The sequence below is a fragment of the Planococcus sp. RAB007_Raresut genome, from assembly GCF_057369535.1.
In genome coordinates this window covers 26,380-42,932 of record NZ_JBXYIF010000010.1, presented here as the reverse complement: position 1 = coordinate 42,932, position 16,553 = coordinate 26,380, and the positions used below count along the sequence as shown (strand labels likewise).

General features: G+C 42.4%; 16 protein-coding genes. 7 read left to right on the top strand and 9 right to left on the bottom strand.

What is annotated here, in order from left to right:
* Nucleotides 1–396: 396 nt before the first annotated feature.
* From AC2Q9J_RS16770 to AC2Q9J_RS16750, 5 genes are all read left to right on the top strand, one after another.
* Nucleotides 397–816, top strand: coding sequence for a GNAT family N-acetyltransferase (locus AC2Q9J_RS16770; protein ID WP_499041729.1), 420 nt, complete (start codon nucleotides 397–399; stop codon nucleotides 814–816).
* 321 nt (nucleotides 817–1,137) lie between these two features.
* Complete coding sequence (locus AC2Q9J_RS16765; RefSeq protein WP_499041727.1) at nucleotides 1,138–1,320, top strand: hypothetical protein; 183 nt, start codon at nucleotides 1,138–1,140, stop codon at nucleotides 1,318–1,320.
* Nucleotides 1,321–1,523: 203 nt separating this feature from the next.
* Nucleotides 1,524–1,919, top strand: coding sequence for a DUF1259 domain-containing protein (locus AC2Q9J_RS16760; RefSeq protein WP_499041726.1), 396 nt, complete (start codon nucleotides 1,524–1,526; stop codon nucleotides 1,917–1,919).
* Between the two features lie 38 nt (nucleotides 1,920–1,957).
* Nucleotides 1,958–2,569: a class I SAM-dependent methyltransferase gene (locus AC2Q9J_RS16755; protein ID WP_499041724.1), complete on the top strand. Its 612-nt coding sequence runs from the start codon at nucleotides 1,958–1,960 to the stop codon at nucleotides 2,567–2,569.
* Between the two features lie 287 nt (nucleotides 2,570–2,856).
* Nucleotides 2,857–3,687 (top strand): SIR2 family protein, encoded by an 831-nt coding sequence (locus AC2Q9J_RS16750; RefSeq protein WP_499041722.1) that lies wholly within the window; start codon nucleotides 2,857–2,859, stop codon nucleotides 3,685–3,687.
* 151 nt (nucleotides 3,688–3,838) lie between these two features.
* Here the strand turns inward: AC2Q9J_RS16750 and pyk are convergent, their stop codons facing one another.
* The 5 genes from pyk to AC2Q9J_RS16725 form a co-directional block, all read right to left on the bottom strand.
* Nucleotides 3,839–5,599: a pyruvate kinase gene (gene pyk / locus AC2Q9J_RS16745; RefSeq protein WP_499041720.1), complete on the bottom strand. Its 1,761-nt coding sequence runs from the start codon at nucleotides 5,597–5,599 to the stop codon at nucleotides 3,839–3,841.
* Between the two features lie 110 nt (nucleotides 5,600–5,709).
* Nucleotides 5,710–6,873 carry a class I SAM-dependent methyltransferase gene (locus AC2Q9J_RS16740; RefSeq protein ID WP_499041718.1) on the bottom strand — a complete coding sequence of 388 codons (1,164 nt, stop codon included), beginning with the start codon at nucleotides 6,871–6,873 and terminating at the stop codon, nucleotides 5,710–5,712.
* Nucleotides 6,842–7,741: a patatin-like phospholipase family protein gene (locus tag AC2Q9J_RS16735; protein ID WP_499041716.1), complete on the bottom strand. Its 900-nt coding sequence runs from the start codon at nucleotides 7,739–7,741 to the stop codon at nucleotides 6,842–6,844. Before AC2Q9J_RS16735 ends, AC2Q9J_RS16740 begins: the two co-directional genes overlap by 32 nt.
* A gap of 20 nt (nucleotides 7,742–7,761) precedes the next feature.
* On the bottom strand, nucleotides 7,762–9,222 hold the full coding sequence (locus tag AC2Q9J_RS16730; RefSeq protein ID WP_499041714.1) for a SulP family inorganic anion transporter: 1,461 nt from the start codon (nucleotides 9,220–9,222) through the stop codon (nucleotides 7,762–7,764).
* A 59-nt stretch (nucleotides 9,223–9,281) separates the two neighbouring features.
* The gene (locus AC2Q9J_RS16725; RefSeq protein ID WP_499041712.1) at nucleotides 9,282–9,464 is read right to left on the bottom strand and encodes a helix-turn-helix domain-containing protein; all 183 of its coding nucleotides are present in this window, start codon (nucleotides 9,462–9,464) and stop codon (nucleotides 9,282–9,284) included.
* Between the two features lie 160 nt (nucleotides 9,465–9,624).
* Between AC2Q9J_RS16725 and AC2Q9J_RS16720 the strand changes: the two genes are divergently transcribed.
* Nucleotides 9,625–10,023 carry a universal stress protein gene (locus tag AC2Q9J_RS16720; RefSeq protein WP_499041710.1) on the top strand — a complete coding sequence of 133 codons (399 nt, stop codon included), beginning with the start codon at nucleotides 9,625–9,627 and terminating at the stop codon, nucleotides 10,021–10,023.
* 130 nt (nucleotides 10,024–10,153) lie between these two features.
* On the opposite strand, the gene AC2Q9J_RS16715 is transcribed toward AC2Q9J_RS16720, so the two are convergent.
* The 4 genes from AC2Q9J_RS16715 to AC2Q9J_RS16700 form a co-directional block, all read right to left on the bottom strand.
* Entirely contained in the window at nucleotides 10,154–11,620 is a 1,467-nt protein-coding gene (locus AC2Q9J_RS16715) for an amidase family protein (protein ID WP_499041708.1), read from the bottom strand.
* Nucleotides 11,621–11,927: 307 nt separating this feature from the next.
* Nucleotides 11,928–12,317: a universal stress protein gene (locus tag AC2Q9J_RS16710; RefSeq protein WP_499041706.1), complete on the bottom strand. Its 390-nt coding sequence runs from the start codon at nucleotides 12,315–12,317 to the stop codon at nucleotides 11,928–11,930.
* 153 nt (nucleotides 12,318–12,470) lie between these two features.
* On the bottom strand, nucleotides 12,471–14,348 hold the full coding sequence (locus AC2Q9J_RS16705; protein WP_499041704.1) for an LTA synthase family protein: 1,878 nt from the start codon (nucleotides 14,346–14,348) through the stop codon (nucleotides 12,471–12,473).
* Between the two features lie 34 nt (nucleotides 14,349–14,382).
* Nucleotides 14,383–14,925, bottom strand: a complete 543-nt coding sequence (locus AC2Q9J_RS16700; protein ID WP_499041702.1) for a recombinase family protein — start codon at nucleotides 14,923–14,925, stop codon at nucleotides 14,383–14,385.
* A 164-nt stretch (nucleotides 14,926–15,089) separates the two neighbouring features.
* Between AC2Q9J_RS16700 and AC2Q9J_RS16695 the strand changes: the two genes are divergently transcribed.
* The gene (locus AC2Q9J_RS16695) at nucleotides 15,090–16,550 is read left to right on the top strand and encodes a SulP family inorganic anion transporter (RefSeq protein ID WP_499041700.1); all 1,461 of its coding nucleotides are present in this window, start codon (nucleotides 15,090–15,092) and stop codon (nucleotides 16,548–16,550) included.
* Nucleotides 16,551–16,553 lie beyond the last annotated feature (3 nt).

The window sequence follows — 16,553 nt, the reverse complement described above, 5'->3', positions numbered from 1 at the left end:
AATATTTGATAACCTCACCGATGGTCATGGAGTTCACCCTTATCCCTAATTTACAGATTTTCTAAATTGTACCATGATGGAAAAGAGATTTTATTGAACCTGCAGTAAATTTGTAAAGTGAATTAAGTAAAAACGAAGCTATTTTTCTCAGAAGTAAATCCAACTGCTATAAATTCCTTCATTTCAGTTAACATATGAGGGATTATAGGAAGGGAAGGAGTGATGCATATAACTTCTTTCCTTCTTTCGTTTGTTTAAGTGTACTTTTACGAACGCTCTAATTCAGTAGTATAGATTGTAAAAGGTGAAGAGCTATAGAGATTCTTTTGGAAAGAGACTAAAATGAATATATCGTTTTGTGGTTTCAAAATATTCAAATTGAAGGAGCTAAAAATTATGGTAACAATTAAATATCACCTGGTTGAAGAAGACATTCCTACATTAAAAGAAGTCTATCAATCTGTCGGTTGGCTGAAACATGATGAAGAGACAATCAGAAAAATTTTTAGTGCAAGTACCCATGCCGTTTTTGCAATGGAAGACCATAAAATAGTAGGTTTTTCGAGAGCACTTTCAGATGGAGTATTTAACGCAGCAATTTATGATGTTGTAGTACATAAAGAGTTTCAAGGAAGAGGCATTGCTCGGATTTTAGTTGATGACTTGTTAAATCAATTTAATCAGATCTCTTGCATCCAACTAATTTCCACTTCTGGAAATGAAGGCTTTTATCAAAAACTTGGCTTTAGAAAGTTAAAGACAGGAATGGCTAAATATTTACGGGAAGAGTTAGCTACTGAGTATTTAGAGCAGTAAAAAAGAATATTTGCTTCTTATTTTCTAGTGCAAACAGGAACTGGAAAAAATATCAATGACTATATTTATTACTATTCTATGAAGGTCATTCAATCATTTTTACCTCGGTTGTATTTAGATTTCTAGTTTTCAAAATTACTTTATAGGTTTACATATCAGCACTTATCGGAAGCTCGTACAATAATGAAGTACTACTGTAGGAGCTTTCCAAAGCCCAATATCCGGATGTATTGAGAAAAAAATAAAGTAAAGTATATAATGAGAGTAGATGCAAGAAGAAATTGTAAGCAACAAAAAAACTATGGGAGAAGGAGGGATGATGTGAAGTATCTAATTGATCACGACAAAACCGTAATCCACGAAGTGAAGTTCGTCGAAAGTCGATGTGAAGTATCAAGTGTTGCTGAAGCTAGCGACTCAGCTGACGATATCAAGAATTATGAGATAAAAAATTCCTATATACAATGCCCGTATTGCCGGTCAATCGAATTCCTCATCGATTGACTATGATAAAGCTTATTTTCAACAGTAAGCTTTCTTCGTATTTCCGCGTGAATCCCCGATTCTCCATTTAAAAACGCAAATTCAAAATGTTCGTTTGTCTGCTTTAATTACTGCTTATCTAATAAGCAATGTGTATTTTAAAAAATATAACTAAATTTTTCATCTAATGCTAACGCAAAATACAAAAAGAAAGGATTGGCGAGGTGGAAAAATCTGATTTTCTGGCCGATACGCTTAGCAGAATATTGATGACTCAAGTAAACAAGATGAACGGCAAGTATTCGATGAAAAAAACAAGGGAAATTGCGATTACTGAAAATGACCAAGTCTTTGACTGTGTACTGGAGATGGATATATCCTGTGAACCGTATCTTGACGGCAGATATGCAGTGAATAAGGCGGAAGTCTTATTAACACCTGAAGAACTCCCTGCTTTTTCAGTAGCGCTCCGTGATTACAAGATTGCTCTCCCACTGAATACTAAACAACATGTAGTGACAAACCCGAATATCGTCTGTCTGTTTATGGAATCAGAGAAGCCGGCTGATCAATTTGCGGAACGCCTTGCTGCGGCAATGAAAGTAATCGGCTGTCTGTGAGGTTTCAATGATAGTTTTAAAATGGAAAGGAGAATCTTATGCTGACTTATACCGGAGAAAGAGTCATTCCTGAAATGATGAATCCGATGAACGGCATGTTGCTTGAACATATCGCCCGGTATCATTTTGCGATTGAATATGCAGAGGGAAGGGTTTTGGATCTCGCTTGCGGAGTGGGATACGGAGCACAGCTCCTGGCAAAGGCGAAAAACAAGCAGATAGAAGAAGTAATTGCGGTGGACGCTGACACTGAAGCCATCCGTTACGCCAAACACAGATATTATCATCCCAAAGTAAGTTATCTGCAGGATGATGCATTAAATCCTCAACTCCCTCAAAGACTCGGCACATTCGATGCCATCATCTCTTTTGAAACGATAGAACATTTAAATGACGAAAAAAGATTTCTCGACTCGGTATATGCCTTGCTGAAACCGGGTGGCATGCTGATTCTTTCTACGCCTTTTGGACTTGGCAGAGGAAAACCATGCGGGACGGAATTTCATGTACATCAATTAAGCTGGCACGAATTCCATGAACTGTTCGGAGAGTACGCTGAGAGAAAATTTTACTACCAAAAGGGCGTCCTGATAGAACCCCCAAGAAATGATATCCATTATCCGATTGGCATAGCAGTTTGCCGAAAGTGAAAATAAATAATGAAAAAGGAGGAAGAACGCTTTGGCTCTGCGCATGATTTGTACGAATTGCAATGGCAGCGGCACAATAAAAAAATTTCTTGCACTAAAAATAAACTGTGTCCAATGTCAGGGCACTGGTTCATTTACTGAAAAGAATTTTTACAAAATTGTCGCCAAGAAAAAACTGAATAAGAAAAGGTTATCTTAAGGAATGTAGAGCTCACCTGAGTCTTTCTTTTCTTGTACTTCATGAAGAAAGCTTTAGTGTACTCGCAGTTCGTCTAAGGAGGGTCAGCATGATTGAGCAATTAGCGTCATCAATCAAAAAAAAGCAGACGATTCTTTTTGTAGGGTCGGGTGTTTCGAAAAATCTGGGGTTGCCCGACTACTCGGAATTGATCGACCAAATGGCCGGAAATCTGGGATACGATGCTTCTGCTTTTCACAAATGGGGAGATAATGATTTTTTAATACTGGCTGAGTATTATCTGCTGAAGAAAGGTACGTTGGGTGCCTTGCGCAGCTGGATGGACCGGGCATGGCATAACCCGCGGTTTGATATTGGGAGCTCAGCGATTTACAAATTAATTCTTGAATTGGACTTCCCCATTATCTATACGACAAATTTTGACCGGTGGCTTGAAAATGCCTATGATTATTACGGTAAAAAGTATACCAAAATAACAAACGTAGCTGATTTACCGCAGATTGAAAGAGAGGTTCCGCAAATCATTAAATTTCACGGGGACTTTGATGACGATTCTTCCATTGTCCTTACTGAGTCCAGCTATTTTAATCGCCTGGACTTTGAAACGTCGCTGGACATCAAATTGCGGTCTGATTCACTCGAGAAATCCATTCTTTTTATCGGATACAGCCTGTCCGATATCAACATCCGGTATATGTTGTACAAGCTGCACAACCAGTGGAGAAATTCACGATATGAACATGTCAGGCCAAAATCGTATATCTTCCTTTCCGATCCAAATCCCGTAAAAGAAGCAATATTGAATGAAAGAGGGATTATTCCTGTCATCTATAAAAATGAAGATCCCGGGAAAGCATTAGCTCAGTTTTTGGAAGAATTAAATGAGGCTTTGAAGAATGCGAACGATGATTCAGAATGAATGTACAACGGGTGAGGAATCCGATATTATGGCATATTCATCGGTTAACTGAAACAAACCAAAAAAGCTAAGTATGACGTAAAAGTCAACTTAGCTTTTTTCGTATGGAGCCACTCAGCGTTCAATTTTAGGGAATGAATATTTTACTGTATTAAAGAATGCTGGCGTAGCCAGAATACACGGCTCCGGAATTGGGATCGATGGTGACACTTTTTCCATGCTCAATTTTTGAAGTTGCGTCCTTGACCCCAACGATTACGGGTATTCCCAAGTTCAATCCGATGATTGCAGAGTGACAGGTCAGTCCGCCTTCTTCTGTAATAATGCCGGCACTTCGGGATAAAGCAGGCACCATATCGCGGTCTGTCCCTATTGTAACCACAATTTTTCCGGTGGTATCTATCGTTTTCAGTTCCTCGGCACTTTTTACAACTACGGTTTCACCATATGCGACAGATCTGCCGATGCCCTGGCCTTTTGCGAGGATATCGCCAATGATGTGTACTTTCATCATGTTGGTGGTTCCTTCGTGGCCGACTGGGACACCTGCTGTTATCACCACTAAATCGCCATGCCCGACAAAGTGATGGGCCAAACTTGCTTCAATAGCATTCTCCAGTAACTCATCAGTGGAAGTTACAGCTCTGCTGGCAATGGGCTGTACACCCCAGACAAGAGTCAGCTGCCGCGAAGCGGGTAAGGAGGAAGTAATGGCGATGATGGGGGCGCCCGGACGGTATTTCGAAATCATTTTCGCTGTATGCCCACTCTCGGTCGGTGCGATAATCGCCTTCACACCCAGGTTCAATGCCGTATAGGCCACTGCTTGGCCAATCGCTTCGGTCAAATTGGCTTCTTTTTCTTTTCTTCTGGTGGAGACGATTTGCTTGTAGTTTAATGCTGCTTCCGTAGTCACAGCAATACGGTCCATCGTTTCGACGGATTCAACCGGATATAGGCCCGCAGCCGTTTCACCTGAAAGCATGATGGCATCAGTTCCGTCAAAGATGGCATTTGCCACATCGCTTGCTTCTGCGCGGGTAGGGCGCGGATTCCGTTGCATGGAGTCCAGCATCTGTGTGGCCGTGATGACAGGTTTCCCGGCCGTATTGCATTTCCCAATAAGCGATTTCTGCACAAGCGGCACTTCTTCGGCAGGAATTTCCACACCCAAATCTCCTCTGGCTACCATTACCCCATCCGAAACCTGAAGAATTTCATCGATGTTATCGACGCCTTCCTGATTTTCGATTTTCGGGATGATTTGAATATGTGAACCGTTGTTTTGTTCCAGCAACCGTCTGATTTCCAGCACATCAGAAGCTCTTCTTACAAAAGATGCAGCGATAAAATCGACGTCCTGCTCGATTCCAAACAGAATATCCTGGGCATCTTTTTCGGTGATACCGGGAAGCTGCACGGAAACGCCTGGTACATTGACGCCTTTTTTGGTTTTCAGCGTTCCTTCGTTCTCAACCCTTGTATGGATGATGCCTGCTTTTGTGTCCAGGCTTTCAACACTGAGTTCGATTAATCCATCATCCAAAAGAATCATGGATCCTTCCTGTACATCTTCAATCAGTTGGTCATAAGTCACTGAAAACACATCTTCCGTGCCTACTACCTCCGTCATGGAAACCGCAATTTTTTGTCCGGCTGCCAAGTCGATTTCCCCGTTTTCCATCGTATGGGTGCGGATTTCAGGACCTTTTGTATCGAGCAGGATGCCGACTGTTTTCCCTAGCCTTTCAGAAACTTCACGGATGCGCTGAATGCGAACCGCGTGTTCTTGATGGTCGCCGTGTGAAAAATTCAAACGTGCCACATTCATGCCTGCATCGATTAACGACTCGAGCAGCTTAGGTGTTTCGCTGGCTGGACCAATGGTGCAGACGATTTTTGTTTTTCTCATAAGATTCACTCCAGTCGTAAAATGATGGTGAAAAATGAAAGAAGAAACAAGAGCATCTGCAAAGTTCTTTGACTGAACAGACACTCTTGGATTCCGGTTTCAGGTTCGGATTATTTGTATAAATGTGCTCTTGTCATTTTCAACTCATTGTTGACATTTTTCGTGAATAAAGTCTGATGCAGATCCAAACCACCGTTCCGGAAAAAGGCGGCACTGGATTGCAGATACAAACGCCACATGCGGACAAATTTTTCGCCATACATTTCTTCACTTTTCTCTTTTGAGTCTTCAAAGCGGGCAGCCCATTGGTCAAGTGTTTTTGCATAATGGAGCCGCAGGCTTTCAATGTCGACAACATGGAAGTTGTAATCCGGAAGCAGGGCAACAATTTCTCTCAATGAAGGAATGTAGCCACCAGGGAAGATGTATTTTTGAATCCAGGGATCGCCAGCTTCTTCTTTTTGGTGTGTAATGGTGTGAAGAAGAGCAACGCCTTCGTCTTTCAATAAGGTATTCACCGTTTTCATAAAGATAGGATAGTCTTTCTGGCCCACATGTTCAAACATGCCGACACTGCAAATTTTATCGAACGTCCATCCTTTATCCAGCAGTTCCCTATAATCCATTAAATCAACCGTCACCCAATCTTCCAACCCTAATTGGGCGACCCGGTTTTTGGTTTTTGTGTATTGTTCTTCGCTGAGGGTGACGCCATGTGACTTCACGCCGTAAGAAAGAGTGGCACGGATGATCAGTTCTCCCCAGCCGCTGCCGATGTCGAGAAGCGTTTCGCCTTCTTTCAGCTGCAGTTTTTTCAGTACATGATCAATTTTATTCAACTGGGCTTGGCCAAGGCTGTCTCCTTCTTCCTGAAAATAGGCACAGGAGTAGCTCATAGTTTCATCCAGCCAAAGTGCGTAAAATTCATTGCCGATATCGTAATGGTGTTCGACGTTCTGTTTGGCTTTTCTAATTGACAGATTGGGCAATTTGGGTGCGGAACCGTTCCATAATTCTTGTTTGTTATGCAAGGCAAGAGAAATGACGTCTTCAATTTCTCCATCAATTTCGATTTCACCATTCATATAAGCTTCACCAAAAGCGACACTCGGTTCTTTGATTAGTTTTGTCAGGGAGAATCCCTCATTAAGCTTTAGGCGCAGGCGCGGTTCAGCCGTTCCATATTTTTTTACTGTCCCATCCGAAAATTCGACTGCAAATGGAATGTTTGCATGCAGGCGGTTAAACAGGGTATCGATCATCAATGTTTGCATAGTCAGGTTCCTCCCAATAAGTCTCCAGCCAATCCTCTAATGTCTGAAAAATATTTTGGGCATCGAGATAGCCTTGCTTATGCATCGTTTCTAGTTTGGCTGAATCCCGTTCTGCCCGTTTGATTTTAAAGTCCTGGCTTGGCCGGATGACAAATACTTTTCCTTCGTCTTCCAACTGTTCGATTTTATCCAATGTATCGTTATAGACTTTCCAGCGCATTTCAAGTGCGTGCGTTAAGCCGATATATTCCTTATAAAAATAGCGTGTCGTTTTAGAAAAAAAGGAAGGTTTTTTTCGATATCCTTTTGGTTTGGTTAAGATAATGACATTCTTTTGAACGCCATCCTGCAACGCTTTCTCAATCGGAATCGGATCAGCAATGCCGCCGTCCATTAAAAATCTTCCTTGAAAAGGGACTGCTTTAGCCATAAATGGCAGAGAGCTGGACGCTCGGATCACGGACAAAATATCTACTGCACATTCCTTCTTTTCAAAATAAACGGGCTGGCCACTTTGGCAGTCTGTCGTACCGATTAAAAAATGTTCTTTTGAAGAGTGGAAGGTTTCAAAATCAAATGGAACCAGATTATTTGGGATATGATCAAAAATCAGGTCCATACCGAAAAGTTCCTTTTTCAACAACAGGTTTTTCATTGAGATATAGTCCGGGTGTTTAAGGTAGTCGATCGTTACGGATTTGTTGCGTCCCGGCTGTCTCGATACATACGAAGCCGCATGGCAAGCGCCTGCAGAAACTCCAATGACGTAATTGAAGTACCGGTTTTTTTCCATGAAATACTCAAGGACGCCGGCAGTATAAACGCCCCGCATACCGCCGCCTTCCAATATCAATCCATCTCTGAACAATGCATACTCCTCCTTTCACATTAGTGGCCGGAATTTTTCGAAATGCCGCCGATTCGGTTATGCAGCGTCAAACTTTCTTTGTTCATTCCGTAAAATAAGACGGAAACACCCGCCTGTTCAAACTTGCTTTCAATCTTATCCAAAGCCCCAATTGCCGAGTCGTCCCATAAGTGGGAAGCACTCAAGTCAAACTCCACTTTTTTAATGTCTTCTTTAAAATCGATTTTCTCCAGGAACTCAGAGACCGAAGCGAAAAATAATTGGCCTTGAATCTGATATTTCCGTTTCTCCCCGTTGTCTGAAAGATGGGACTGAACCTTCACTTTGGAGATTTTGACAGCAAAGAAAATCATGCTTAACACCACACCAGCCAATACGCCATACGCTAAGTTATGGGTGTAGACAACGGTGAACACTGTTACCAGCATAATAGCTGCGTCTGTCTTCGGAATCTTATGAAGGGACCGGAGCGAACTCCAATCGAATGTGCCGATGGCGACCATGATCATGACGCCTGCCAGGGCAGCCATCGGGATTTGGACGACAATTCCCCCGGCAAAAATGATAATTGCCATAAGAAATACCCCAGCAACCAGGGAAGACAGTCTTCCAGAGCCTCCGGATTTTACGTTGATGACAGATTGGCCAATCATGGCGCAGCCCGCCATACCGCCGAAGCAGCCGGTTACGATATTCGCAATACCTTGTCCGCGGCTTTCTGTGTTTTTATCACTTTCAGAATCCGTCATGTCATCTACAATCGTAGCGGTCAGCAGGGATTCCAGGATTCCTACAATAGTCAAAGCTAAAGCATACGGGAAAATGATTGCTAAAGTTTCAAAGTTAAGTGGGATATCGGGCAACATAAAGAGGGGAAGGGATTGCTTTAAACTTCCCATATCTCCTACACTTCGCACGCCAAAATTCATAAAGATGGCAAGTGCAGTCACGACAACGATAGCCACTAACGTAGAGGGAACAGCAGTGGTGAAACGGGGTAAAACGTAGATTATTACCAGTGTCACTGCAACCAGGGCATACATGATCCAAGTCTCTCCGATAAAATGCTGCAACTGGGATGTGAAGATTAGAATCGCCAGTGCATTTACGAATCCGATCATGACGGCGCGGGGGATGAATTTCATCACCCTCGCCAACTTCAGGACTCCGAATAGTATTTGCAGAATGCCTGTCAAAATAGTGGCGGCAAGTAAGTATTGCAAGCCGTGTTCAGCGATTAACGTGATCATCAGCAACGCCATCGCTCCTGTCGCACCGGAAATCATGCCCGGCCGGCCACCGACAAATGCAATAACTACTGAAATACAAAATGATGCGTACAGGCCGACCATCGGATCAACGCCTGCAATGATGGAGAACGCAATAGCTTCAGGCAATAAAGCCAAGGCCACAACGATTCCCGCTAATACATCTCCTCTTATGTTTCCAAACCATGTTTCTTTTAAAGCTGATATAGACATTGTTTACCTCTTTCTTCCTTATTTTTTTTCGATTTCTGACTCTCACAGAAATCAATCGCTTATAAGCGCTCGCCTCTTTTAAGCTTTTCAATATACTCATGCAGATCTGCTTTGTCGATTCGCCAATGGCTGCCAATTTTAAAAGCCGGCAAAGTGCCTTGTTGTACCAATTTATAAGTTGTCACTTCACTCAATTGGAGGTATTCCGCCACTTGAGTAACTGTCATAATTTCTTTATCCATAATTTTTTATTCTCCATTCAGTTATAATTTATTATAATCTGTTATAAACTACTATATTAGATTATAATAGAGATAGTTGCATTACAATACTTTGGACTTAAGAAAAACTATTCAGTTAATTGGAAGCGCTTTATCCTTAAGTCCTATGAGGAGGAGATTTATGTACAGACGTATTCTCTTGGCATCCGATGGATCATCCCATGCCGAACGTGCAGGGGGAGAGGCCATAAAATTGGCTTCATTACACAATGGAAGAGTTACCTTGGTCTATGTGAAGCCGATTTCGCAAGGCAGAAGGGGTTTTAATGACGAAGTAACAAGCGTCCAAAAAAAGCTGGAGAAAACGGAACAGCTACTCAAATCAGCGAATGTGATTTACCATGTCGAAGTGTTGGAAGGGGAGCCGGGACCGTCAATTGTGACCTACGCAAATGAAAATGCTTATGACATCCTGGTAATTGGCAGCAGGGGACTAAATGACTTCCAAGGAATGGTTTTAGGCAGCGTCAGCCATAAAGTGGCCAAGCGTACTCACTGTCCAGTGTTGGTTATAAAATAACTTTCACTGTTTCCCTTTAAAGAATCTGTTGAAAAAGAAAAAGCGAGGGAAGTGGCTTCCCCCGCGAATCATCTTGTAGTATTCCATTCTTTTTTTATGGTAATTTACTTCTATGAAGAGGGCCTCCAATTTATGTGGCAGGCGGTTTTTTTCGTGCTTTTGTCAGTTGTTCAAAAGCATAGGCGCACTCAATCAGTGTTGCTTCAGAGAAGGACGGACCGGTAAAGGTGACTCCAAAAGGTTCTTGTCTATCTGTAAAACCAAATGGAACCGTCAGGGACGGAAATCCAGCAGAAGCTGTGAAGTTGCAGCCCATATCTTGCGGGAGAAGGAGAACATCGACATTCAGTTCTTTCAGTGTGGTATTGAGTCCTTGTTCTGCAGCCAAAAAGCGATTCCGTTCAAGCGCTTCGAGGTATTCCCTCTCAATCAACCGTCCAGAAAGTTCATTCGCCTGTTCCAGTATGTTTTGACCGAATTTTAATGACGTGTCAGAATGCTCTACATTATAGGCAATCAGGTCATCGAGCGATCGAATCGGGTTTTGTGGATTGGATTTTGCTAAATAATGGTTCAGGTTGGACTTGAATTCGTGCAATAAAACAGCAAATCCCAAATCTTCCTGCGTCGCACCGAGGTCTACAGGATCGACCACTTCAATGTCATGGCTCCGCAATACCTCAATTGCTTTTTCAAAAAGTTTCAACTGTTCATTGGAAATCAAGTCTTCGAATAGACCTCTGGGTATGCCCAGCCGGACGTTGCGTAAACCGTCATTTTTGCAATGATCCATCCAAGTGTGGTTCTCAAAAGGCTTTGCCATCGATGTGATGGAATCTTCTTCATCGGCACCGATAAGCACAGAGAACAAGAGGACTGCATCTTCTACGGTGCGGGCAAGTGTGCCCACTGTGTCCTGGGTGTGAGAAATAGGCATAATTCCCCTGCGGCTGATTAAACCGACTGTTGGTTTTAATCCTACTAAGTTATTTTGTGAAGCCGGATTGATGATGGAGCCGTAAGTTTCAGTGCCAAGTGCGGCGGCGGCTAAATTTGCTGCAATGCCGGCTGCCGAGCCTGAACTGGATCCTCCGACATCGAACTCCCCATATGGATTTTTTACCTGTCCGCCCCGTGAGCTGTAGCCATTGGGCATGTCGCCTGACATGAAATTATACCATTCCGTTATAGAGGTTTTACCCACTATGACTGCGCCGGCTGTACGCAGCATTTCGACCGCCTTAGCGTCTTGCAGGGCATAATGGTTCTGCATGGCCAGTGAACCTGCACTTGTGTGCATTTTATCGGCGGTATCCAAATTATCTTTGATCAGAACGGGAATCCCGTGAAGCGGGGAACGGATGCCGGATAGCTTTCTTTCGGCGTCGAGTGCCTGGGCTATTTGAAGGGCATCCGGATTAATTTCAAGTATAGCGTTCAGATTTCCGCCTCTAATGGAAATGTTTTCTTGGTACATCAAGACCAGCTCTTCGGAAGTGATTTTTCCTTCGGTGAGTTCTTTCTGAAGTTCTACAATCCCTTTTTCATCCAGTTGGCTTTGACGGTAATGTTCCAATTTTTGATGAAGCAAGTTCATCCCTCCTCGACATAAATGGAAGATTTTTATTTTGAACATTTCATTACGGGAAAAGGTTTTCAGAAAATTTGTTTTTTTAAACTATTTCCGTCTCCTGTAGTTGAGCTTTAGTCAAGGAATTGTAGAAAGAGAATCAGAAGTTACATTAACAGTCTCACGGGTTTTAATTGCGTTCTCAACTCTTACAGAAGACCGCGAGATTTATCAGCATAGCTTATTTATCACTGTATTTATAAATTTCCCCGTGATTGTGCATTAATTAAAGTAAGTCAAAGCTGACTCGTCTTTAAAAATGAAGAGAATAATATTATTTAACCACTAATACCGGGCATTGCGCGTGCTTCATAACATAGTAACTGACACTCCCCATGACCATTTCTTGCATTTTATTCAAACCACGACTTCCGATAACCAAAAATTCGAATGATTGACTATTGGCAAAGTCAGATATGGCTTCGCCCGGATCGCCTGTCAGAGTCTGAATTCGGTAACGAATGGACGAAGCTTTCAGCAATTCTTCAGTTCCTTGCAATTTTTTAATACTTGCTGCACTATCTGTATCTGTTTTTTCGTTGTCTTTCTGAACATAGGCGATGATCACTTCAGAGTCGTTCAGGTTGGCCAGTTTAATCGCTTCTTCTGTCGCTCTAAAAGCATGTGTGGATCCGTCGGAAGCTAAAAGTATTTTAGTGGTCATATTTATTTTCTCTCCTTTTCTAGTGGGGCAGGAATGTGAATGAAGCCTAAAAATAATCCGTTATGCTCACATCCCGCATGCCCGTCGCTTTAAAAGTACCAGTCTTGTTAGAGAAATTACTTATGGCAATAGGTGTATTTCAATTTAACGGTTTTACTCAAGCAGTTTACCGGTTTCCGGATCATAGAAGCGCAACAAGTCGCCATAGATAAGGGCATCGGAATATTCCAGCTCTGTGACAGCCTCGTCAATATAAGGTTCACAAAGACGAATATCCGTGATTTCACCTGTGCCATTCTCGTAGCATGTATTGCCCGCATAAACATAATCTTTGGTAACGAAGCGCCCGTCCCGGAAAATAACAAATTCATTATGCTCGGGAGAAAACAAGTCATTTCCAAACTGCATATCAGATTCTGCATCGATGCCAAGTATATTCAAAAGAGTCGGCCGCATATCGATTTGGCCGCCAATCTCTTTGTTGACGTGGCCTTCTCCAGATCCGGGAATATGGATGAAGAAAGGAACACGTTGGAGTTGAGCCGATTCATATGGGGTGATTTCTTTCCCTAAGTATTGTTCCATCGCGGCATTGTGGTTTTCGGAAATTCCATAATGGTCTCCGTATAAGATGATAACGGAGTCTTCATACAATCCGCTTTCTTTCAATTCATCGAACAACTCCTTCACGGCTTCATCCAAATAACGGGTAGTCTGGAAAAAGCGGTTAAGCGTTCCGGAATTTGAATCAAATTCTTCAATCATTTTGTCTTCTTCATCCAATGTAAACGGATGGTGATTGGTCAAGGTGATCAGACGGCTATAAAAAGGTTCTGGCATTTCTTGCATGTGTGCAACCGACTGCTCAAAGAAAGGAATATCCTTCATTCCCCAGTTGACAGCTTGTCCCTCTTCAATCGAGTAGCTCTGAATGTCCAGGAACTCATCGATATTCATGGAGTTGTACATCATATCCCGGTTCCAGAAGCTTTTGGTGTTGGCATGCTGAACATTAGTTGAATAGCCCGTGTTTCCAAGCTTTTCTGCCATCGAGTTGAATGTATTTTCGGCGTGCGTGAAAAATACTGCACTGCCGCCTAACGGATACAGTGAATTTTCCAGCAGAAATTCCGAGTCGGAAGTCTTCCCTAGGCCAGACTGATGATAAAAGTTTGGAAAATAAATTGTATCTTTGTCTTGTGTTAGCTCATTTAAAAAAGGAGTAACGGTCTCTCCGTTCATCTCTGCATTAATGGTGAAAGTCTGCATCGATTCTAAAGTAACGACGATTAGGTTTTTACCTTGAGCAATACCATTCATTTCTGCTGAGGAATCGACATGGTGAGTCTGCACGTGATTATTTACTTCTACTAACTCCGAACTATCTGCAAACACGCGCTGGGCTTGTGACTTGGACTGAATATAGACGTCATAAAGATGGTAATTGTAAATGCCCAGATTTTTAACAAGCATCTCTCGGTCGAAGCTGCGCGTCAAAAGTTGTGGTCTTTCAGCTTCCGCCAATCCGAGATTTAAGAAAAGAACAGCAGCGGACAGAATAAAGTAGGATCTGCGCATGGTAGGGGACACGTTCTTTTCAGTAGTCATAGGAATAAACTTTATTGCAAGCAACACCAAGATGACATCAATAAAATAGAAGACATCTGTAAGGAAAATGCTGGCTGCTACACTTGAACCGAGATCTCCAAAGTTATTGGTCTGAAATAGGACAGGCAGAGTGATGAAGTCTGAGAAAAATCGATAGAACGCAATATTTCCGTACAAAATAATAGATGTCAGTACAGTCATAGCAATGAGGTAACGATTTCTGTTGACTGGTTTTTTGATAAAAAGGGATGCACCATACAGAAATAACAATAGAGTTAAAGGGCTGAGAAAAAGAATAAATTCTTGCATTATGTTATCAATGGTTATGGAAAATCCAATCTTATAGCCAATATATGTTTTGAGCCAAGTGGCCAAGATAGCTATAGTCAAAATACTGTGAGAAGGCCATTTCTTGATGTTCATGTTTATAACTCCTTTTTTAAAAAAATTTCAATTGTTATTCTTTTAGGTACCGATAAAGTGTGGTTTTTCCGACTTCCGTTTTTTTCGCTATTTCGTTAATTGTGAAATTTTTGCTTTGATACATCGCCAGAGCTTCATCGATTTTTTCATTCGATTTTCGCGGTCTTCCTATTTTAGACCCATTTCGTACAGCTTTTACAAGCCCCGACTTTGTGTTTTGGCTGATTGAATCCCGTTGAAAATTAATCACTAGCTCGGCTGATTCAAAAAAAGAAACGTCGTTTCCGGGTCTTGTATCCAGTTTTTCCTCAATCGACAGCAAGTTAATCCCTCTGCCATCCATCTCTTTCAGGATTTCAAATAACTGAAGGAGAGAATCTGCTAACACCTGCAATTTCAAGACAGCAATGGTGTCTCCGGCCTTTATCTCTTTCAACATGACCTGTAATTGAGGTCTCTCACCACTAGAATATCTTTCTTCCTTGTAAATCCGGCTGCAGCCTTTCTGAAGTAAAACGCTTTCCTGAGTCTCATTGTCCTCGCCAACAGAAAAAGAGTTTAAGTAGCCTGCTAACATCAAAATTCCACCACCTCTAAAAGTAGTTTCATTGTATCACGGATGAAGATTTTTTCCCATAAAGGTTACATTGTGGGAAGAATGGTGCTACACTGTTCTCATTGCAAAATCAGTTGACTTTTCGAAAAGAGGTCAAATGAAATCCCATCATAAAGGAGAAAGACATGTTAGAAAAAATCAAAAAAGAATGGTTCTTCAATGTTAAAGGGGACGCATTGGCCGGTCTGGTCGTTGCGCTCGCATTAATACCGGAGGCCATTGCATTTTCTATTATTGCAGGTGTCGATCCGATGGTCGGCCTGTACGCGTCATTTCTGATCGCGGTAATCATCGCATTTGTCGGAGGGCGTCCCGGAATGATTTCCGGAGCGACAGGTGCCATGGCGCTATTGATGGTGCCGCTTGTGCGGGACCACGGAGTGGAATATCTGCTGGCAGCAACCATATTGACCGGCGTAATTCAAATTCTTTTTGGTGTCTTCAAAGTGGCAAAAGTGATGAAATTTGTACCAAGGGCCGTCATGATCGGCTTTGTGAATGCCTTGGCTATCCTGATATTCATGGCACAGGTGCCACATTTCCTGGGCATCAACAACGTCACTTATATTTTTGTAGCGATTACGCTAGTCATTGTCTATGTTGTTCCAAGATTTTTCAAAGCTGTACCTGCTCCATTGATCGCTTTGGTCTTTTTAACTGGTGCAGCAATGTATGGAGGCTTCAATTTGCGGACAGTCGGTGATTTAGGGACCATTACACAATCTCTTCCGTCTTTCCTGATTCCGAATGTGCCATTTACATTTGAAACGTTCATGATCGTTTTGCCATTTTCATTTGCTCTGGCGATCGTCGGATTGCTGGAATCGCTATTGACGGCTAATATCGTGGATGACATGACCGGTACAGGGAGCGATAAAAACAAGGAATCAAGAGGCCAGGGAATCGCTAACTTCGTCACTGGATTCTTTGGCGGAATGGCTGGCTGTGCAATGATCGGGCAAGCAATCATCAATATTAAATCAGGTGGTCGAGGCCGGCTGTCATCTTTATTGGCCGGGGTATACTTGATGTTTTTGATTATCGTACTTGGAGATCTTGTTGTACAGATACCAATGCCAGTACTGGTCGGCATCATGATCATGGTAGCTATCGGAACATTTGACTGGACATCGTTCAGTTATTTGAAAAAAGCGCCAATCACCGATTCGATTGTCATGATTGCAACCGTCGCAATTGTTGTTTATACACACGATTTATCCCAGGGCGTTATCGCGGGAGTAGTCCTGAGTGCCATTTTCTTTGTCGCCAAAATTTCGAAGATCAAAGTAGAGAAAAAGCTGCTTGAAGCGACACATTATCAAGTGCAAGGACAATTATTCTTTGCGTCAGTCGATGATTTTCTGGACAAATTCGATTTCTCAGTGGAAGATAAAGATATCGTAATCGATTTCACAGATGCTCATATCTGGGATGATTCGGGTGTCGGTGCAGTGGACCGTGTCGTTTTGAAGTTTCGTGAAAACCGGAATGAAATCGAAGTTGTCGGTCTGGACACGGGAAGTCAGAAACTCATCGATCAATTAGCTATTTTCAAGAGTGACAATGCGAAACTACCGACGCACTAAGGG

What these genes read in the sequence shown, in the direction of transcription:
- AC2Q9J_RS16695 (WP_499041700.1), top strand. Translation starts at nt 15,090, where the DNA reads ATGTTAGAAAAAATCAAAAAAGAATGGTTCTTCAATGTTAAAGGGGAC.
- AC2Q9J_RS16730 (WP_499041714.1), bottom strand. Translation starts at nt 9,222, where the DNA reads ATGTCTATATCAGCTTTAAAAGAAACATGGTTTGGAAACATAAGAGGA.
- AC2Q9J_RS16770 (WP_499041729.1), top strand. Translation starts at nt 397, where the DNA reads ATGGTAACAATTAAATATCACCTGGTTGAAGAAGACATTCCTACATTA.
- AC2Q9J_RS16725 (WP_499041712.1), bottom strand. Translation starts at nt 9,464, where the DNA reads ATGGATAAAGAAATTATGACAGTTACTCAAGTGGCGGAATACCTCCAA.
- AC2Q9J_RS16720 (WP_499041710.1), top strand. Translation starts at nt 9,625, where the DNA reads ATGTACAGACGTATTCTCTTGGCATCCGATGGATCATCCCATGCCGAA.
- AC2Q9J_RS16755 (WP_499041724.1), top strand. Translation starts at nt 1,958, where the DNA reads ATGCTGACTTATACCGGAGAAAGAGTCATTCCTGAAATGATGAATCCG.
- AC2Q9J_RS16700 (WP_499041702.1), bottom strand. Translation starts at nt 14,925, where the DNA reads ATGTTAGCAGGCTACTTAAACTCTTTTTCTGTTGGCGAGGACAATGAG.
- pyk (WP_499041720.1), bottom strand. Translation starts at nt 5,599, where the DNA reads ATGAGAAAAACAAAAATCGTCTGCACCATTGGTCCAGCCAGCGAAACA.
- AC2Q9J_RS16715 (WP_499041708.1), bottom strand. Translation starts at nt 11,620, where the DNA reads ATGAACTTGCTTCATCAAAAATTGGAACATTACCGTCAAAGCCAACTG.
- AC2Q9J_RS16740 (WP_499041718.1), bottom strand. Translation starts at nt 6,873, where the DNA reads ATGCAAACATTGATGATCGATACCCTGTTTAACCGCCTGCATGCAAAC.
- AC2Q9J_RS16710 (WP_499041706.1), bottom strand. Translation starts at nt 12,317, where the DNA reads ATGACCACTAAAATACTTTTAGCTTCCGACGGATCCACACATGCTTTT.
- AC2Q9J_RS16750 (WP_499041722.1), top strand. Translation starts at nt 2,857, where the DNA reads ATGATTGAGCAATTAGCGTCATCAATCAAAAAAAAGCAGACGATTCTT.
- AC2Q9J_RS16705 (WP_499041704.1), bottom strand. Translation starts at nt 14,348, where the DNA reads ATGAACATCAAGAAATGGCCTTCTCACAGTATTTTGACTATAGCTATC.